Here is an 18850-nt window from a genome sequence, read left to right on the forward strand (position 1 = left end):
GATACCAGGCCGGTGGATACCGTAGGCCGGGTCGGGCGTCAGCCGCCACCCGGCACGAAATACGGGCACAATGTCTAAAAAAGAGCGATGGGATGACTCAACGTATCGCTAATGCTGACATCCCGGACACCAGTAAAATGGCCGCGACGCGAGCATTGTTTTCTCGATAATCCCGCCGCAGCGCTCGCAGATTTCGCCATCGCGATGGAAAACTTTAAAGCGGAACAGCGCGCCATGATGTTTATTCTCATCCACCGTACCGCGGGTGCGGTACGACAGGCGTGGAATATCCAGCAGCGCATGGGCCAGGGCGTCGAGCTGCTTATCATCGAGCGCCGATGCGTGATGCCGCCCGCTCAACCCGACCTGCCAGAGAATCTCCACGCGTAAATAGTTTCCCAGTCCGGCCAGAAACGCCTGATCCAGCAGCAAAGCGGATAACTGCCGTCGGCGGAATCTGGCCGACAGCAGGCGGGCTTTGACCGATTCCTCGGTCAGCGTCATATCCAGCACATCGGGTCCTACCCGCAATAAAAACGGATGCGTAGCCAGCTGCTCCGGCGTCAGAATGTCGATATCCGACGCGCTATAGAGCAAAATCGCCTTCTCCGCCGTCTGCAGTCTGACCCGCAGCACGCGGTTGCTGACCGGCTGTGCGCCAGCCTCCACCACGCGCCAGACGCCGTACAGCTGATTATGACTGTAGAGCGTCAACCCGCCGGAGAAATGCGTCAGCAGCGCTTTACCGCGGGTTTCTATCTGAGTTACCCGCTGGCCCACCAGCGGAGCCTGATACACATGTAGCTGCGGAAAAGCGAACCAGACATCGGTAAGGGGTTCGCCTTTGACCGCCGCCTCCAGGCTATCCGCCGCGCGGCGGATCTCCGGACCTTCCGGCATAGTAGCGTCCTTCTGTTAGTGCGTTGCACCGCCGACAATTTTCACATCTCCCTCCTGGCGCAGGGAGATGGCAATCGCCGTCTCCAGCGCCGCACGGACGGTTTGGAGCGCCATACTCGCCTCACCCGGATGGGCGGCCGCCTGCTCCGGGAGGTACGGAATATGGATAAAGCCGCCTTTCACCCCGGCTCTCCCGTTCAATGCATGCAGCAGACCATACATCACGTGGTTGCAGACGAATGTCCCCGCCGTTTGCGACACCGATGCCGGTATGCCCTGCTCGCGCAGCGCCGCGACGATCGCTTTCACCGGCAGACTGCTGAACCAGGCCGCCGGGCCGCCGGCCACCACCGGCACGTCAACCGGCTGTTGGCCTTTATTATCGGCAATACGCGCATCATCGACATTTATCGCTACACGTTCGACGGTAATATCGACACGACCACCCGCCTGCCCGACCGCTATCGTTAACAGCGGTTGATACTCATCCAGCGCCGCATACAGCGCCGTCAGGGCCTCACCAAATACACAGGGCAGCTGTCGTGCGACCACGCGCTCACCGCCAATTATCATACCATCGAGCTGCTTCACCACTTCCCACGAAGGGTTCACCGCCTCACCGCCAAAGGGTTCAAATCCGGTGATTAATACGCCCGCCATCTTTCCTCCTTACAGGAACATCAGGAAATAGAGTAGAAATACGTTGACGATCAGCAGCAGTACGCCGGTTGGAATCTGCGCCTTAATCACCGCGTTTTTATCCGGCAATTCCAGCAGCGCCGCCGGCACGATGTTGAAGTTTGCCGCCATCGGCGTCATCAGGGTCCCGCAGTAGCCGGAGAACATACCGATCGCCGCCATCACCGCCGGATTCCCGCCGTGCTGAAGCACCAGAATCGGAATACCAATCCCCGCCGTGACAATCGGGAAGGCGGCAAACGCATTGCCCATGATCATCGTCAGCAGCGCCATGCCAATGGTATAGACCGCCACCGCGACAAAACGGCTGTCTACCGCCAGATAATGCTCGGTGAGCCAGGCAATACTGCTACCTACTCCGGCGCTGGTAAACAGCAGCCCCAGTACCGCCAGGATCTGCGGCAAAATAAACGCCCAGCCCACCGAATCCAGCAGACGACGCGCCTCCTGTAGCGGCTGTGCGACATTTTCCCGGGTCATGCGAATCGCCATCATCAGGCCAATCAGCGTCCCGGCGGTCATCGAGAACAGCGTAATCAGCGTGGCATGATTACCCGGGCCAAACACCCGGACTTGCCACGATGGCAGATTATTAAACAGCAGCACCCCGATCACCGTGACAACCGGAATGGCCAGCGCCGGATAAAACAGCCGGTTACCCAGGCGGGTCGCGCTGGCGGTTCGCTCTTGCTGGGTGCGCTGGTGATAGCTACCCAGCCTGACGCCGCCAAAACCGGCAATCAGCGCCAGCGCGACGACGGCAACGCCGACGGCAATATTGACCGAGCGCTTGTCGTCCACCCACTGATAAGTCCAGTCGCCAAGCAGGAACAGCAGACCATAGAGCCCCCAGAACAGGCCGGTGGTCAGGCGACGAGGGTTGCTTTTGTCGCGCCATGACATGACCGCGACCACCAGCAGAACGACGCCCGCCAGCCAGTAGAGCCAGGTTTGTTGAAAATTCATGCCACACCGCCTTTCGCCTGCGCGGCGGCGTTCACTTTATCCAGCTCGCGCTGCAGATGACGATCGAGTCGCCACAGACGCGCTGAATGGATCGCGAAGGCGCAAATCGCCGTCGGGATCCCCCACAGGGCAATATGCAGCGGTTCAGTCTGGATCCCACCGGACTCCAGCATAAAGTTGTGCATAAAGATGATGGCGCCGAAGGCGACGAAAATGTCTTCGCCAAAGAACAGGCCGACGTTGTCCGTCGCCGCCGACATCGCGCGTAAGCGATAGCGAATGCTCCCGGGCAGCGGACCTAACGTTTTTTCCGCCGCCCCTTCCGCCATCGGCGCCAGCAGCGGACGCACCATTTGCGGATGGCCCCCCAGGCTGGTTAACCCCAGCGCAGCCGTCGCTTCGCGTACGAACAGGTAGACGATCAGCAGACGTCCGGCGGTGGCGCTGTGGATCTTCGCGATCCACGCCTGGGCGCGCTCTTTCAGGCCGTGCCGTTCGAGCAGCCCAATGACCGCCAGCGGCAGCAAGAGAATAAATGGCAGGTTGCGGGTGTTAAGAAACCCCTCCCCCAGCTTTTCCAGAATGGTGGCGATGGGCATTTGTGCCGCCACGCCGGTAACAATTCCAGAGATAATGACCACTAAAACCGGATTAAAACGCAAAATAAATCCGACCACAATCACGGCAATGCCGATCAGCGGCCAGAGAGATATCGCTTCTCCCATGATAACGTCCTGTTAGTTGTGAGTGTTGTTGTGAGTGTTGTAATGCCTTAATAATTATTGTTTTATTCTTCTGTCTGCGCACTAACCTGAATATTGCGTCCGGCAAAAGCCGCGCGCAAACGGCGTGCAAAATCCAGCGCATGTTCACCGTCACCGTGAAGACACACGGTGTCGGCAATAACATGCGCCCATTCACCGGTGATACTGCGTACCCGATGATGCTGCACCATTTCCAGCGTCTGCGCCAACGCCTGCTCTTCGCTGTCGATAAGCGCCCCGGGCTGTGAACGCGGCACCAGGCTACCGTCAGCCAGATACCCGCGATCGGCAAATACCTCCTGCCGCGTAATCAACTTGTAATGCTGCCCGGCGCGAATTAATTCGCTCCCGGCCAGTCCGACCAGGATCAGCGCAGGATCGAAATCTCGCACCGCCCGGGCAATCGCATCGGCCAGCGGCGCCTCTTTTGCCGCCTGGTTGTAGAGCATACCGTGCGGCTTCACGTGCTTCAGTTCGCCGCCTTCCGCGCGCACGATCGCCGCCAGCGCGCCAATCTGATACAGCATCTGGGCATAAACCGTCTCCGGCGGTAGCTGCATCGCGGTGCGGCCAAAATTTTCCCGATCGGGAAAGCTGGGGTGCGCCCCGACGGCCACGCTGTTTTTCAACGCCTCGCGCACGCATTTATGCATCAATAACGCATCGCCGGCATGAAAACCGCAGGCGATATTGGCGGAGGAGACCAGCTGTAACAACGCGCTATCGCTCGCGCAGCCTTCCCCCAGATCGGCATTTAAATCAATGATCATCGCTCAGTCTCCATGCCAGTTGTTGCAGATAACGCTGCTGATCCGAACGCGCCTTCAACGCCTCTTCCAGCGTGCACGGAACAAAATGAATCGGTTGGCCCAGCGGAATTTGCGCCAGCTGGTACATATCAGCGTCGATAATGCAGGCAATACGCGGATAGCCGCCGGTGGTCTGCGCATCGTTCATCAAGACAATCGGCTGACCGTTATGCGGAACCTGTACCACCCCCGGCAGCAGGCCGTGCGAAAACATTTCGCGATCGGTGGTGCGCGTAAGCGGTTGGCCCTGCAGGCGATATCCCATTCGGTTGCTCTGGGCGCTAAGCTGCCAGGGGGAACGCCAGAACGCCCCCTGCGAGGCCCGATCAAATTCATGGTACTCCGGTCCTGGCAACGCGCGGATGCGGTTGCCGATCGGCAGTGACTTAACGCCGCGCGACGTACTGAATCGTCGCGACGCTTTCCCCAGCTTCAGCCGATCGCCATCCTGCAGGCGCCGCCCTTCAAGGCCGCCAATGCCGACTTTCAGATCGGTACAGCGCGAACCGAGCACCACCGGGACATCAATGCCCCCGGCCACCGCCAGATAGCTGCGGATCCCGTACTGCGGGGTTTTAAGCACCAGATGCTGCCCGGCCTTCGCCGCCATTCGCCAGCCAACCCATACCGGCTTGTCGTCCAGCATAGCTTCACAGGCAGCACCGGTCAGCGCAAACCAGCAGTCACGTTCAAACTGAATATCCACCTGGCCGAGCGTAATCTCCAGCGCGGCGGCATTCGCCGCGTTGCCGACCAGCAGGTTGGCAATCACCAGCGAGGGTTTATCCAGCGCACCGCAGAGACTGATCCCCGACTGCCGCTGTCCTTCACGTCCGCCATCCTGTACCGAGGAGTACATTCCGGCGCGGATCATCTTCAACATACCCCCTCCTTTTGCGGCACAAAGCGGACTCGATCTCCGGAACGCAGCAGCACGGGCTCCTGACGCAGGGGATCAAAGAGCGCCAGCGGCGTACGGCCCAGCAGCTGCCATCCGCCCGGTGTCGCCAGCGGATATACGCCGGTCTGGGCGCCGCCGATGCCGACAGAACCGGCGGGGACCCGCAGACGCGGTTCCGCATGTCGCGGCATCGCTAAACGCGCCGGCAGTCCGCCGAGATAAGGAAATCCCGGCTGGAAACCAAGAAACCACACCACGTACTCGACGGAGGCGTGCAGTTCGACCACCTGCTTTTCAGTCAACCCGCTGTGCCGCGCTACGTTCGCCAGATCGGGGCCGTCTTCGCCGCCGTAGATAACCGGAATAGTCATCAGCCGTGACGGTGGCTCCAGCGCCTCGCTCTCCTCCCACCAGCGCTGCAACTGCTCAATCGCATCCCATGCCATCTCCTGCGGATGGCGCAGCACCACGGTAATATTGTTCATCCCCGGTATCGCATCCAGGGCCTCTTCGTGATCCGCCAGTCTCTGAGCCAGGCGCCAGATACGCTTTTGACTTTCCAGCGTGACCGGGGGTTCGAGCTCCAGAACCACGGCGGTTTCGCCTAACATGTAACAACGCGCTCGCTGCACTTTTCTCTCTCTCATCAGGCCGGGTTAGGGATATCAATGAAGGTCACATCCAGATCGGTATTTTCGGTCAGCCATTCGCTCAACGCGCGAATACCGCCGCGTTCGGTGGCATGATGCCCGGCAGCATAAAAATGCAGGGACTGCTCGCGCGCGGAGTGGATAGTTTGCTCCGAGACTTCACCGGTAATAAACGCATCGACGCCAAAGCGAGCGGCGCTGTCAATAAAGCTCTGGCCACCGCCGGTACACCAGGCGACACGGGCCACTTTTTCTGCCCCGGTATCGCCGCACCACAGCGGCTTGCGTCCCAGGCGCGCCTCAATCCACGAAGCCAGCTCCAGCCCGGAAACCGGCATCGACAGCTCTCCCCACGGGACCAGCGGCTCAATTTCACCCATGACGGTGATCCCCAGCAGCTGCGCCAGCTGGACGTTATTCCCCAGTTCCGGGTGGGCATCCAGCGGCAGATGCCAGCCATAGAGATTGATATCATTTGCCAGCAGCGTCTTCAGGCGCTGGCGTTTAATGCCGCGAATCACCGTCGATTCGCCTTTCCAGAAATAACCATGATGAACTATCACCGCATCCGCCTGCAGGCGCACGGCCTCATCCAACAGCGCCTGGCTGGCGGTGACGCCGGTGACAATTTTTTGCACCGTCTCACGCCCTTCCACCTGAAGGCCATTTGGCGCGTAGTCGCTGAATGTCGCGCTATTGAGCTTTTCGTTAATCAGTTGTTCCAGTTCGCTATTTTTCATTGCCGCTCCATCAGGTCATCATTTTGTGCACAGGCATAACATAGCGGTATCCGCGTAGATCGTCGATAGCCTCTGCGCGAGAGGGGCTAGTTTGACTTTTAGCTTAATCCCGCAATTTGTCTACCCACCCCGTGATGCATTCGTGTATATTTATGCACTATTAAAGCATATTAAATAACCAGAAAGCCTTTAAGGCCATGAATAACACTACCAAACCGCTATTCATGCAGAAATATCGACTTTCGTTTTACGGCAGGAACCAGGCGTTACATGAACAGACAATCATCGCAACCGCGCGCCATCTATTACGTCGTCGCGCTGCAAATTTGGGAATATTTCAGTTTTTACGGCATGCGGGCGCTGCTGATTTTGTATCTCACCAATCAGCTTAAGTACGACGATAGTCACGCCTACGCCCTCTTCAGCGCATACTGCTCTCTGGTGTACGTCACGCCGATTCTCGGCGGTTTCCTGGCCGATAAACTCCTCGGCAACCGAATGGCGGTGATGCTCGGCGCGTTGTTGATGGCCATTGGCCATCTGGTGTTGGGCGCCAGCGAAATTGCGCCGACCTTCCTCTATCTGTCGCTCGCCATCATCGTCTGCGGTTACGGATTGTTTAAATCCAACGTCAGCTGCCTGTTGGGAGAGCTGTACGAACCCACCGATCCACGCCGCGATGGCGGCTTCTCGCTGATGTATGCGGCGGGGAATATCGGTTCAATCGTCGCCCCCATCGCCTGCGGATATGTGCAGGAAGAGTACAGCTGGGCAATGGGCTTCGCCCTCGCCGCCGTCGGGATGATTGCCGGGCTGGTGATTTTCCTCTGCGGCAGCCGCCATTTTCGTCACACCTCGGGCGTCAATCGCCAGGCGCTCTGCGCGCGCCGCTTTATGCTGCCTAACTGGGGCTGGCTGCTGGTTCTGCTGATCGTGGCCCCGCTGCTGATCACCGTGCTGTTCTGGAAAGAGTGGTCGGTCTATGCGCTGATCGTGGCGACCATTGTCGGCCTGGTGGTCCTGGCCAGAATTTATCTGCGGGCAGAGACGGCCAAACAACGTAGAGACCTGCGACTCATTATTGTCCTGACCGGATTCAGCCTGCTGTTCTGGGCTTTCGCTCAACAGGGCGGCAGCTCCATCAGCCTGTATATCGACCGCTTCGTGAACCGGCATATTATGAGTTATGAGGTCCCGACCGCGATGTTCCAGTCGGTGAACGCCTTTGCGGTCATGCTCTGCGGAATGGTGCTGGCCTGGGTGGTGAAAGAGAATATCAACGGCAATCGTACCGTGCGGATCTGGGGTAAATTTGCGCTGGGTCTGGGGCTGATGAGCGCCGGCTTCTGCATTCTGACCCTGAGCGCGCGCTGGTCGGCCGCCTACGGGCACTCGTCGATGCCGCTGATGGTACTGGGTCTGGCGGTGATGGGCTTTGCCGAACTGTTTATCGACCCGGTAGCGATGTCGCAAATCACCCGCATCGAAATCCCCGGCGTGACCGGCGTGCTGACCGGCATCTATATGCTGCTCTCCGGCGCCATCGCCAACTATCTGGCCGGCGTGATTGCCGACCAGACGGCGCAGGGCGCGTTCGATGAAGCCGGTGCGACCAGCTACGCCATTGATGCCTATATTAACCTGTTCAGCCAAATCACCTGGGGGGCTTTAGCCTGCGTCGGCCTGGTGCTGGTCATCTGGCTGTATCACGCCCTGCGGGTCAGGACCCGCGCCCTGGCCGTGGAGTAAGGCTTTTACTGGCGGCCTCCCAGGCCGCCAGCGTCTCCAGCCGCGCCTGCTTGTGATCGACCAGCGGACGCGGATAGTTCAGGCTCACCCTCTGTTTATCGGCCCAAATCCACGGCTGATGCAGCGCCTTATCAGGGACATCTGCCAGCTCAGGCAGCCATTGCCGAATAAACGCCCCGCCCTTATCAAACTTCTCTCCCTGGGTGGTCGGATTAAATATACGAAAATAAGGGGCGGCGTCGGTGCCTGTCGAAGCTGCCCACTGCCAGCCGCCGTTATTCGCCGCCAGGTCGCCGTCAATCAGCCGGTTGATAAAATAGCGCTCGCCCGCGCGCCAGTCGATGCGCAGGTCCTTGACCAGAAAACTGGCGGCAATCATCCGCAGCCGATTATGCATCCACCCCGTGGCATTGAGCTGGCGCATAGCGGCATCGACGATCGGAAAACCCGTTTTCCCGGCTTGCCACGCCTCTAATCCTTGCACATCGTCCCGCCATGTCACGTTATCGGTCCAGGCAATAAACGGGCGCCCTTTGCATAAGTCCGGGTAGAACACCATCAAATGCCGGTAAAACTCCCGCCAGATCAGTTCGTTCAGCCAGACGGAGCCTGCTTCACCGTCGAGCGCTGCGGGCTGCTCAGCCAGCAGTCGATGCAGGCACTGGCGCGGGGAAAGTACCCCCACGGCCAGACATGGCGACAGCCGACTGGTGCCTTCCGTGGCGGGAAAATCACGCTGCAGGTCATAATCGGCGGCTTGCTGCTGGCAGAAACGGCGCAGTCGGGCGATAGCCGTTTTCTCATCCTCAGCAAAAAGGTGGGGATCAAAAGCCTCCTGCGGATAGCCAATCTCCGGCAGCGGCGCTGGCGTCAGCGGGCCGTGGCCGCGCACCGTTGGTGCGGCCACGCACTCCGGCAGCGCCTCACGCAGTCGACGGAGAAAGGCGTTTTTAAAGGGAGTAAACACCTTATACATTTCGTGATTCCCGGTCAGCACGCTGCCAGGAGACAGTAAAAGCGCATCGTCAAACCCGTGACACACCACGCCGCTCAGCCGCTTTTCCACCGCGGCATCGCGCTGCCGCTCGTTAATTTCGTACTGATAGTTATAAAACAGGTGGCTGACCTGCTGCTGCGCGCAATAGTCAGCCAGCAGCTGGACGCTGGCCGAAAAATCCTCCGCCTCCGCCACCTGCAACGCAATTCCTCGCTCGGCGAGGGCTGACTGCAGGCTACGCAGATGGCGGACGATAAAAGCCGCCTGCCGCGGCGCCATACCGTGCTGATGCCACTGGCCCGGCGTGGCGATAAACAGCGCCAGCACGCGGGCATGCGGATCGCGACAGGCGGCGGCAAGCGCCTGGTTGTCATGGATACGTAAGTCAGCGCGAAACCAAACCAGATGAGTGGCCATAAAACTCCTGCAATCAGTAACATTCATGGATTCGATACCACCAGGCCGCGTAAGAAACCCGTAGTCCGCGGGGTACGTATCAGGAAATTCAGATATAGAGTGTTGCAGGAGGCGCGCAGGCGCAAGCAGAGGTCGTCGACCCGGGCAAAAAAAAACCGCCGGAGAACCGGCGGTTATGCACTCTGGCGATGGCTGTCAGTAAAAGTCAGCGGCGGCCTTTTCAGCCTGCGCCATCCATACCGGCTGTTCGCTGGTTTTTGCCCATACGCGATGTAGCCAGCTGTAATAGCGGGCCCGGTCTTTCCAGAACAGCATCACCGGAAGTGCTGCTACGCCAGCCACGACGGCGAAAGCACGACGTAAAAAGATAACGTGAGCAGGATAAGTTTTATACAACGCCATAATTTCTCTCCCTTAGTCAGGCCGGCAAGCGACGCCGGTAAAGTGTCAATGTCTCTCTGGCTAAAATAATACCGCTTTGTATGTAATTTTACTACTCATCCGACCACTAAAAACGGCTCATTTCGCCTTTATTTACATTCATCCGGTAATTGAGTTACATAAAAGTTAAATTAATACTAATCATTGGTTAATTTGTGGTTTTGGTGATTTTTATATTTTTTTTACACCGCCCGTTCTGATTTTTGCAAAATCTTTGCACCAGAATTTCTATCCTCCGGGTAAATCGTAAAAACACCCGGAGGTGGATTGTGAGTGCAGGCGTAATTGCTGGCGTGGCGCTGGTATTCCTGTTGCTGGCCTATTTGGTCTATGCCCTGATAAATGCGGAGGCATTCTGATGGCCGCACAAGGATTTTTACTTATCGCCAGTTTTCTTCTGCTGCTAATGGTACTGGCTCGCCTGACGGGGACGTTGCTGGCCAGAATGATCAACGATACCCCGCTGCCGGTGGTTGCCGGCATTGAGCGCGGCATCTGGCGGCTCTCGGGGATTCGTACCCAGGAGATGAACTGGTGCCAGTATCTGCTTGCCATTCTGCTGTTCAATGGCGTTGGGCTGGTGGTGCTGTTGGCGCTGCTGATGTCTCAGGGCGCGCTGCCGCTCAACCCTCAACATCTTCCCGGCCTCTCATGGGATCTGGCGCTGAATACGGCGGTGAGTTTTGTCAGCAATACTAACTGGCAGGCCTATGCCGGAGAAAGTACCCTGAGCTACCTCAGCCAGATGGCCGGTCTGACGGTGCAAAACTTCCTGTCGGCGGCAACCGGCATCGCGGTGATTTTTGCCTTCACCCGCGCCTGGTCGCGTCAGCAGGTCAGCACCCTTGGTAACGCCTGGGTCGATCTCACCCGCATTACCCTATGGCTGCTGCTGCCGATTTCACTGCTGATTGCCGTGTTCTTTATTCAGCAAGGCGTGCCGCAAAACTTCCTGCCGTATCAGGCCTTCACCTCGCTGGAAGGCGTGCGTCAGTCGCTGCCAATGGGGCCGGTCGCTTCGCAGGAAGCGATCAAAATGCTCGGTACCAACGGCGGTGGATTCTTTAACGCCAACTCATCGCACCCGTTTGAAAACCCTACGGCGCTGAGCAACATGGTGCAAATGCTGGCGATCTTTTTGATCCCGGCGGCGCTGTGCTTTGCCTTTGGCGACGTCGTCGGCGATCGCCGCCAGGGACACGCGATTTTGTGGGCAATGACGCTGATCTTTATCGTCTGCGTCGCGGTGGTGATGTGGGCAGAAACCCACGGTAACCCGCACCTGCTGCAGCTGGGGGCGGACAGCAGCCTGAATATGGAAGGCAAAGAGAGTCGCTTTGGCATTCTGGCCAGCAGCCTGTTCGCGGTGGTCACCACCGCCGCCTCCTGCGGCGCGGTCAACGCCATGCACGACTCCTTTACTGCGCTGGGCGGCATGGTTCCCATGTGGCTGATGCAGATCGGCGAAGTGGTCTTCGGCGGCGTAGGATCGGGCCTCTACGGCATGCTGCTGTTCGTCATGCTGGCGGTATTTATCGCCGGGCTGATGATCGGCCGGACGCCGGAATATCTCGGTAAGAAGATCGATGTGCGCGAAATGAAAATGATCGCCCTGGCTATCCTCGTGACGCCCACTCTGGTCCTGCTGGGTACCGCGCTGGCGATGATGACCGATGCCGGACGCGCGGGGATGTTTAACCCGGGACCGCACGGCTTTAGCGAAGTACTGTATGCCGTCACTTCCGCCGCCAATAACAACGGCAGCGCCTTCGCCGGCCTCGGTGCAGCTACGCCATTCTGGAACCTGCTGCTGGCGTTTTGCATGCTGCTCGGCCGTTTCGCGGTCATCGTGCCGGTGATGGCTATCGCCGGTTCTCTGGTGAGTAAAAAGATCCAGCCGACCAGTTCCGGCACTCTGGCCACCCACGATGTGCTGTTTATCGGTCTGCTGATCGGTACCGTGCTGCTGGTTGGCGCCCTGACCTTTATTCCTGCCCTGGCGCTCGGCCCGTTGGCGGAACACTTCTCCTTACTTTAAGTGATGCGGAGCACCCTGTTATGAGTCGCAAACAATTAGCCCTGCTCGAGCCGACGCTGGTGCGCCAGGCGCTGCTGGATGCAGTGAAAAAACTGAGCCCGACGGTACAGTGGCGCAACCCGGTGATGTTCATCGTCTGGATCGGTAGCCTGATAACCACGCTGCTGGCCGTGGCGATGGCCAGCGGGCATCTCGCCGGCAGCGCCGCTTTTACCGCCGCCGTGAGTATCTGGCTGTGGTTTACCGTGCTGTTCGCCAACTTCGCCGAAGCGATGGCAGAAGGCCGCAGCAAAGCGCAGGCCAACAGTCTGAAAGGGGTGAAAAAAACCGCTTTTGCTCGCAAGCTGCGCGCGCCGCAGCATGATGCGCCTGTCGACCATATTCCGGCCGAGGATTTACGCAAAGGCGATGTGGTGCTGGTGGAAGCAGGCGATATTATTCCCTGCGACGGGGAAGTCATTGAAGGCGGCGCCTCGGTGGACGAAAGCGCCATCACCGGTGAATCCGCTCCGGTGATCCGTGAATCCGGCGGCGACTTTGCATCAGTCACCGGCGGGACGCGCATTCTTTCTGACTGGCTGGTGATCCGCTGTAGTGTCAACCCCGGTGAAACCTTCCTTGATCGAATGATCGCTATGGTCGAAGGCGCCCAGCGCCGCAAAACGCCGAATGAAATTGCGCTGACGATCCTGCTGATCGCCCTCACGCTGGTGTTCCTGCTGGCTACCGCCACCATCTGGCCGTTCTCCGCCTGGAGCGGCAATGCGGTCAGCGTGACGGTGCTGGTCGCACTGCTGGTGTGCCTGATTCCGACCACCATCGGCGGCCTGCTGTCGGCCATCGGCGTGGCCGGGATGAGCCGCATGCTGGGCGCCAACGTCATCGCCACCAGCGGACGCGCGGTAGAAGCCGCGGGCGACGTTGATGTCTTACTGCTGGATAAAACCGGTACGATTACCCTCGGTAACCGCCAGGCCTCCGCGTTTTTACCCGCTGAAGGCGTAGAAGAAAAAACCCTTGCCGATGCCGCCCAGCTCTCATCTCTGGCCGATGAAACGCCGGAAGGCCGCAGCATCGTGGTACTGGCAAAACAGCGCTTCAACCTGCGCGAGCGGGATCTGCAGTCGCTGCACGCGACCTTCGTCCCCTTCACCGCCCAGACGCGTATGAGCGGGATTAATATCGATCGGCGGATGATCCGCAAAGGCTCCGTCGACGCCATTCGTCGCCATGTCGAGGCCAACGGCGGCCACTTCCCGGCGGATGTCGACCAACAGGTGGAAGATGTTGCCCGTCAGGGGGCGACACCGCTGGTGGTCGCGGAAGGCGAACGCGTGCTGGGGGTTATTTCGCTGAAAGATATCGTTAAAGGCGGGATTAAGGAGCGCTTCGCTCAACTGCGGAAGATGGGCATTAAAACGGTAATGATTACCGGCGATAACCGCCTCACCGCAGCGGCGATTGCCGCTGAAGCGGGCGTCGATGATTTCCTTGCCGAAGCGACGCCGGAAGCCAAACTGGCGCTGATCCGTCAGTACCAGTCCGAAGGCCGTCTGGTGGCGATGACCGGCGACGGTACCAATGATGCCCCGGCGCTGGCTCAGGCCGATGTCGCGGTGGCGATGAACTCCGGTACCCAGGCGGCAAAAGAGGCGGGCAACATGGTGGACCTCGACTCCAACCCGACCAAACTGATCGAAGTGGTGCATATCGGTAAGCAGATGCTGATGACCCGTGGGTCGTTGACTACCTTCAGTATTGCCAACGACGTGGCGAAGTACTTTGCCATTATTCCGGCCGCCTTTGCCGCCGTCTATCCACAGCTGGCCATGCTCAACGTCATGCACCTGCATTCGCCTTCCTCGGCGATTCTGAGCGCGGTTATCTTTAACGCGCTGATTATCGTCTTCCTGATCCCGCTGGCGCTGAAGGGCGTGAGCTATCGCCCGCTGTCGGCTTCGGCGATGCTGCGCCGTAATCTGTGGGTCTATGGCCTGGGTGGGCTGCTGGTGCCATTTATCGGTATTAAAGCTATCGATCTGTTACTGACCCTGACCGGGCTGCTGTGAGGAAAATACCATGTCATTCATTCGACCGGCACTTGTGCTATTTATTCTGTTAACGCTCCTCACCGGTGGCGTCTATCCGCTGCTGACGACGGCTCTTGGGCAGTGGTGGTTCCCGCAGCAGGCAAACGGCTCACTGATCCGGATCGGCGGCGAAGTCCGCGGTTCCAGCCTGATTGGCCAGAATTTTACCGCGGCGGGTTATTTCCAGGGGCGCCCTTCGGCGACCGCTGAAACACCGTACAATCCGCTCGCCTCCGGCGGCAGTAATCTGGCCGCCAGCAACCCGGCGCTGGATAAGGCCGTCAGCGAACGCGTGCAGGCGCTACGTCTCGCCAACCCGGAAGCTGACCCGCGCGTGCCGGTAGAACTGGTGACAACGTCGGCAAGCGGGCTGGATAATAACCTCACGCCGACGGCAGCGCTCTGGCAGGTACCGCGCGTCGCGAAGGCCCGTAATCTGCGTATTGAGCAAGTCACTCGCCTGGTGAATGAGGCGACGCAAACGCCGCTGGCCAGTTTTCTCGGCCAGCCTGTGGTAAATATAGTGCAACTGAATATGGCGCTGGATGCCCTGAAGGATAAGTAAAATGAGTGACGAGCCGCTGCGCCCGGACCCGGACCGCCTGCTGCAACATACCAGCGAGCCGCATCGCGGCAAGCTAAAAGTGTTCTTTGGCGCCTGCGCAGGCGTCGGTAAAACCTGGGCTATGTTGGCGGAAGCGCAGCGGCTGCGCGCCCAGGGGCTGGATATTCTGATCGGCGTGGCGGAAACCCACGGGCGGAAAGAGACCGCGGCGATGCTGGAAGGGCTCAGCACCCTCCCCCAGCGCCGCTTCTCTCATCGTGGGCGTTACGTCCACGAATTCGATCTCGACGCCGCGCTGGCGCGCCGGCCGGCGCTGATCCTGGTTGATGAACTGGCGCACAGCAATGCGCCAGGCTCGCGCCACCCCAAACGCTGGCAGGATGTCGACGAGCTTCTCGATGCCGGTATCGATGTTTTTACCACCGTGAACGTCCAGCACCTCGAAAGCCTGAACGATGTCGTCAGCGGCATTACCGGCGTTCAGGTGCGCGAAACCGTCCCCGATCCCTTTTTTGACGCCGCCGACGATGTTGTGCTGGTCGACCTGCCTCCTGACGATCTTCGTCAGCGCCTGAATGAAGGCAAGGTCTATATCGGCGGCCAGGCGGAGCGGGCTATTGAAAACTTTTTCCGCAAAGGAAACCTGATTGCCCTGCGTGAGCTGGCTTTGCGCCGGACCGCCGATCGGGTCGATGAACAGATGCGCGCCTGGCGCGACCGCCAGGGGCAGGAGAAGGTCTGGCATACCCGCGACACCCTTCTGCTGTGCATCGGCCATAATACCGGCAGTGAAAAACTGGTGCGCGCCGCCGCGCGACTGGCCGCACGATTTGGCAGTATCTGGCATGCGGTTTACGTCGAAACGCCTTCCCTGCACCGTCTGCCGGAAGCGAAACGGCGGGCCATTCTGGCTGCCCTGCGCCTCGCGCAGGAGTTAGGGGCGGAAACAGCCACGCTCTCCGACCCGTCCGAAGAGAAAGCCGTACTGCACTACGCCCGCGAGCACAATCTGGGCAAAATCGTGATTGGCCGTCAGGGAAAACGCCGCTGGTGGAACCGCAGCGGATTCGCCGATCGCCTGGCGCGTGACGCGCCCGACCTCGATCTGGTGGTCATCGCCCTTGATGAGAAAAGCGCCCCGCTGCCCTCGCGGGCCAGCGACAGTCGTACCACCATGGAGAAGTGGCGCTTGCAAATCCAGGGCTGCCTGGTGGCGCTGGCGCTCTGCGCGGTCATTACGCTGGTGGCGATGCAGTGGCTGGTGGCCTTTGAAGCGGCCAACCTGGTCATGCTCTACCTGCTTGGCGTGGTGATTATCGCGCTGCTATACGGCCGCTGGCCGTCGGTGCTGGCGACGGTTATCAACGTGGTCAGCTTCGACCTGTTCTTTGTTTCGCCGCGCGGCACGCTGGCGGTTTCCGACGTACAATACCTGCTGACCTTTGGCGTCATGCTGACCGTCGGTCTGCTGATTGGGAATCTCACTGCCGGCGTCCGCTATCAGGCCCGCGTGGCGCGTTATCGTGAGCAGCGCACCCGCCATCTGTATGAGATGTCAAAAGCGCTGGCGGTCGGGCGCAGCGAGGATGACATTGCCTCGACCAGCGAGCGCTTTATCGCCTCCACGTTCCAGGCCCGCGGGCAGCTGCTGCTCCCGGACAGTAGCGGCAAACTGCACCCGCTCACCCACCAGCCGGGGCTGACCTCGTGGGACGATGCCATCGCCCGCTGGAGCTTCGATAAGGGCCAGCCCGCCGGTGCTGGTACCGATACGCTGCCCGGCGTTCCCTATCAAATCTTGCCGCTGAAAAGCGCCGCCCGGACCTGGGGACTGCTGGTAGTGGAACCCGAAAACCTGCGTCAGCTGATGATTCCTGAGCAGCAGCGCCTGCTGGAAACCTTTACGCTACTGGTCGCCAGCGCGCTGGAGCGGCTGACGCTCACCGCCAGCGAAGAGCAGGCCCGACTCAACAGTGAGCGGGAGAGCCTGCGCAACTCGCTGCTGGCGGCACTCTCCCATGATTTGCGCACGCCGTTGACCGTTCTCTTCGGGCAGGCGGAAATTCTGACGCTCGACCTCGCCAGCGAAGGCTCGAAACATGCTCCGCAGGCCAATGAAATTCGTCAACACGTGCTGAATACGACCCGGCTGGTCAATAATCTGCTGGATATGGCACGCATTCAGTCCGGCGGATTTAACTTACATAAAGAGTGGCTGACGCTCGAAGAGGTGATCGGCAGCGCCCTGCGCATGCTGGAACCGGGGCTCGGCGGGCAGCATATTCAGCTGGCGCTGCCCGATCCGCTGCTACTGGTTCACGTCGACGGCCCGCTGTTTGAACGGGTGCTGATTAACCTGCTGGAGAATGCGTTGAAATATGCCGGCTCGAAGGCGCAGATCGGCATTACGGCGCAGGCTGATGAGCAGCAGCTGCGCTTAGAGGTGTGGGATAATGGTCCCGGGATCCCAACGGGTCAGGAACAGGCTATCTTTGATAAGTTCTCCCGCGGACATAAAGAGTCGGCGATCCCTGGCGTCGGGTTGGGTCTGGCCATCTGTCGTGCGATTGTTGAAGTGCACGGCGGTACGATTAGCGCTCATACGCGACCAGAGGGCGGTGCCTGCTTCCGTGTTACACTCCCCAGGGAAACGGCCCCGGAACTGGATGAATGGACCGGAGCGGCATAACGCTGCCCCGGCCGAATGCCCGCGAGGCGCTGCTGCGCGCCTGCCCGGACTAGCGCCGGCGAGAGTATCCTGAGCAAGGCGTTAGCCGCGTTCCGGGCGCTTCTGAAGGAGAGGGTTCTATCTGTCTGAACGGGAATAACGGGTGATAAACGTACTGATTATTGAAGATGAACATGCTATCCGTCGCTTTCTGCGCACCGCGCTGGAAGCCGACGGTATGCGCGTATTTGAAGCCGATACCCTGCAACGGGGCCTTATTGAAGCTGCAACCCGCAAACCTGATGTAGTCATCCTCGATCTCGGGCTACCCGATGGCGACGGCAATGAGTTTATTCGCGACGTGCGCCAGTGGAGTCAGATGCCAATTATCGTGCTGTCGGCCCGTACTGAGGAGCACGATAAAATTGCCGCGCTGGACGCCGGCGCCGATGACTATCTTAGTAAGCCCTTTGGCATTGGCGAGCTGCAGGCGCGCTTGAGAGTTGCGATGCGCCGGCATGCCGGCGCGCAAGCCGACGAGCCGCTGGTGCGCTTCGCCGATATTGAAGTCGATATTCCCGCCCGCCGCATCGTACGCGGTGACGAAGAGCTCCACCTGACGCCGATTGAATTTCGTCTGCTGGTGGTGCTGTTAAATAATCCCGGTAAGGTCCTCACCCAGCGCCAGTTGCTCAATCAGGTGTGGGGGCCAAATGCGGTGGAACACAGCCATTATTTACGCATTTACATGGGGCATCTGCGGCAAAAGCTGGAGGTCGATCCGGCGCGCCCGCAGCATTTACTGACCGAAACGGGGATCGGCTATCGGTTTATGCCGTAGCGCGACTCCTGTCGCCATCCTGCGGGCTCCACCGATAAAGCAGGAAAACCTCTGCGAACGGCGGAATGGCGCCATAAAAAAGGGTCCCATGATGACCATGGAACCCTTCTACGTCACTCCGCGGATCAACCGCCCTTTAAAAGGGCGACAATCCCCTGAGAATGCCTGTTCGTTTCACCTGACTCAGGCGTTTTTCAGCACTTCGCTGACGATTTCCACCGCTTCTTTCTCGATCTGCTTACGATGTGCTTCACCGAGGAAGCTCTCGCAGTAGATCTTGTAAGCGTCTTCCGTACCTGACGGACGTGCGGCGAACCAGCCGTTGTCGGTCATCACTTTCAGACCGCCAATCGATGCGCCGTTGCCCGGCGCGGCGGTCAGACGTGCGGTGATCGGGTCGCCGGCCAGCTGGCTGGCGCTGACCATTTCCGGCGACAGCTTCGACAGCGCCGCTTTCTGTGCGGAAGTGGCCGAAGCCTGCAGACGGTTATAGCTTGGCGCGCCGAAGCGGGCAGCCAGTTCGTCGTAGTGCTCCTGGGGGTTTTTACCGGTGACGGCGGTGATTTCTGCCGCCAGCAGGCACATGATGATCCCGTCTTTGTCGGTCGACCACGG

At 59.5% G+C, this 18850-nt stretch carries 17 protein-coding genes and 1 pseudogene; 7 read left to right on the plus strand and 11 right to left on the minus strand.

Features of this window, described 5'->3' with window-relative positions:
- Nucleotides 1-108 precede the first annotated feature (108 nt).
- The 8 genes from nei to GRPL_RS03430 all read right to left on the minus strand — a co-directional run bounded on the left by nei (nt 109) and on the right by GRPL_RS03430 (nt 6429).
- Entirely contained in the window at nt 109-900 is a 792-nt protein-coding gene (nei, locus tag GRPL_RS03465) for an endonuclease VIII (RefSeq protein ID WP_032700557.1), read from the minus strand.
- A 15-nt stretch (nt 901-915) separates the two neighbouring features.
- A complete protein-coding gene (gene pcp, locus GRPL_RS03460; protein ID WP_032700558.1) occupies nt 916-1560 on the minus strand; it encodes a pyroglutamyl-peptidase I in 645 nt (214 codons plus the stop codon).
- A 9-nt stretch (nt 1561-1569) separates the two neighbouring features.
- Nucleotides 1570-2565 carry a DUF979 domain-containing protein gene (locus tag GRPL_RS03455; RefSeq protein ID WP_032700559.1) on the minus strand — a complete coding sequence of 332 codons (996 nt, stop codon included), beginning with the start codon at nt 2563-2565 and terminating at the stop codon, nt 1570-1572.
- Nucleotides 2562-3290 (minus strand): DUF969 domain-containing protein, encoded by a 729-nt coding sequence (locus GRPL_RS03450; RefSeq protein ID WP_032688805.1) that lies wholly within the window; start codon nt 3288-3290, stop codon nt 2562-2564. The genes GRPL_RS03455 and GRPL_RS03450 overlap by 4 nt, the downstream gene beginning before the upstream one ends.
- 62 nt (nt 3291-3352) lie before the next feature.
- The gene (gene pxpA, locus GRPL_RS03445) at nt 3353-4099 is read right to left on the minus strand and encodes a 5-oxoprolinase subunit PxpA (protein ID WP_032700560.1); all 747 of its coding nucleotides are present in this window, start codon (nt 4097-4099) and stop codon (nt 3353-3355) included.
- On the minus strand, nt 4089-5021 hold the full coding sequence (gene pxpC / locus GRPL_RS03440) for a 5-oxoprolinase subunit PxpC (RefSeq protein ID WP_032700561.1): 933 nt from the start codon (nt 5019-5021) through the stop codon (nt 4089-4091). The genes pxpA and pxpC overlap by 11 nt, the downstream gene beginning before the upstream one ends.
- Complete coding sequence (gene pxpB, locus GRPL_RS03435) at nt 5015-5671, minus strand: 5-oxoprolinase subunit PxpB (protein WP_032688997.1); 657 nt, start codon at nt 5669-5671, stop codon at nt 5015-5017. The genes pxpC and pxpB overlap by 7 nt, the downstream gene beginning before the upstream one ends.
- Nucleotides 5672-5685: 14 nt before the next feature.
- Nucleotides 5686-6429 carry a type 2 GTP cyclohydrolase I gene (locus GRPL_RS03430; protein WP_032700562.1) on the minus strand — a complete coding sequence of 248 codons (744 nt, stop codon included), beginning with the start codon at nt 6427-6429 and terminating at the stop codon, nt 5686-5688.
- A gap of 270 nt (nt 6430-6699) precedes the next feature.
- On the opposite strand from GRPL_RS03430, the gene dtpD reads away from it, so the two are divergent.
- Nucleotides 6700-8178, plus strand: a complete 1479-nt coding sequence (gene dtpD / locus GRPL_RS03425; protein WP_032700563.1) for a dipeptide permease DtpD — start codon at nt 6700-6702, stop codon at nt 8176-8178.
- Here dtpD and phrB read toward each other — a convergent pair.
- Together phrB and GRPL_RS03415 are read right to left on the minus strand one after the other, a co-directional pair.
- Entirely contained in the window at nt 8150-9592 is a 1443-nt protein-coding gene (phrB, locus tag GRPL_RS03420; protein WP_032688812.1) for a deoxyribodipyrimidine photo-lyase, read from the minus strand. The genes dtpD and phrB overlap by 29 nt on opposite strands.
- Nucleotides 9593-9787: 195 nt before the next feature.
- Complete coding sequence (locus tag GRPL_RS03415) at nt 9788-9994, minus strand: DUF2517 family protein (protein ID WP_032688813.1); 207 nt, start codon at nt 9992-9994, stop codon at nt 9788-9790.
- Between the two features lie 308 nt (nt 9995-10302).
- Here GRPL_RS03415 and kdpF point away from each other — a divergent pair, with 308 nt between their 5' ends.
- The 6 genes from kdpF to kdpE all read left to right on the plus strand — a co-directional run bounded on the left by kdpF (nt 10303) and on the right by kdpE (nt 18235).
- A complete protein-coding gene (gene kdpF, locus GRPL_RS27620; protein WP_015584874.1) occupies nt 10303-10392 on the plus strand; it encodes a K(+)-transporting ATPase subunit F in 90 nt (29 codons plus the stop codon).
- Nucleotides 10392-12071: a potassium-transporting ATPase subunit KdpA gene (kdpA, locus tag GRPL_RS03410; RefSeq protein ID WP_032700564.1), complete on the plus strand. Its 1680-nt coding sequence runs from the start codon at nt 10392-10394 to the stop codon at nt 12069-12071. The genes kdpF and kdpA overlap by 1 nt, the downstream gene beginning before the upstream one ends.
- Nucleotides 12072-12091: 20 nt before the next feature.
- Nucleotides 12092-14140, plus strand: a complete 2049-nt coding sequence (gene kdpB, locus GRPL_RS03405; RefSeq protein WP_032700565.1) for a potassium-transporting ATPase subunit KdpB — start codon at nt 12092-12094, stop codon at nt 14138-14140.
- A gap of 10 nt (nt 14141-14150) precedes the next feature.
- On the plus strand, nt 14151-14726 hold the full coding sequence (gene kdpC, locus GRPL_RS03400; protein WP_032697735.1) for a potassium-transporting ATPase subunit KdpC: 576 nt from the start codon (nt 14151-14153) through the stop codon (nt 14724-14726).
- Nucleotide 14727: 1 nt separating this feature from the next.
- Nucleotides 14728-17415, plus strand: a complete 2688-nt coding sequence (gene kdpD, locus GRPL_RS03395; RefSeq protein WP_032688819.1) for a two-component system sensor histidine kinase KdpD — start codon at nt 14728-14730, stop codon at nt 17413-17415.
- A gap of 142 nt (nt 17416-17557) precedes the next feature.
- Nucleotides 17558-18235, plus strand: coding sequence for a two-component system response regulator KdpE (gene kdpE / locus GRPL_RS03390; protein WP_032688820.1), 678 nt, complete (start codon nt 17558-17560; stop codon nt 18233-18235).
- Nucleotides 18236-18418: 183 nt separating this feature from the next.
- On the opposite strand, the pseudogene GRPL_RS03385 reads toward kdpE, so the two are convergent.
- Nucleotides 18419-18850: pseudogene (locus GRPL_RS03385) on the minus strand (phosphoglucomutase, alpha-D-glucose phosphate-specific); the annotation flags it as partial.

It is taken from the genome of Klebsiella planticola ATCC 33531, assembly GCF_000735435.1.
GTDB lineage: Bacteria > Pseudomonadota > Gammaproteobacteria > Enterobacterales > Enterobacteriaceae > Klebsiella > Klebsiella planticola.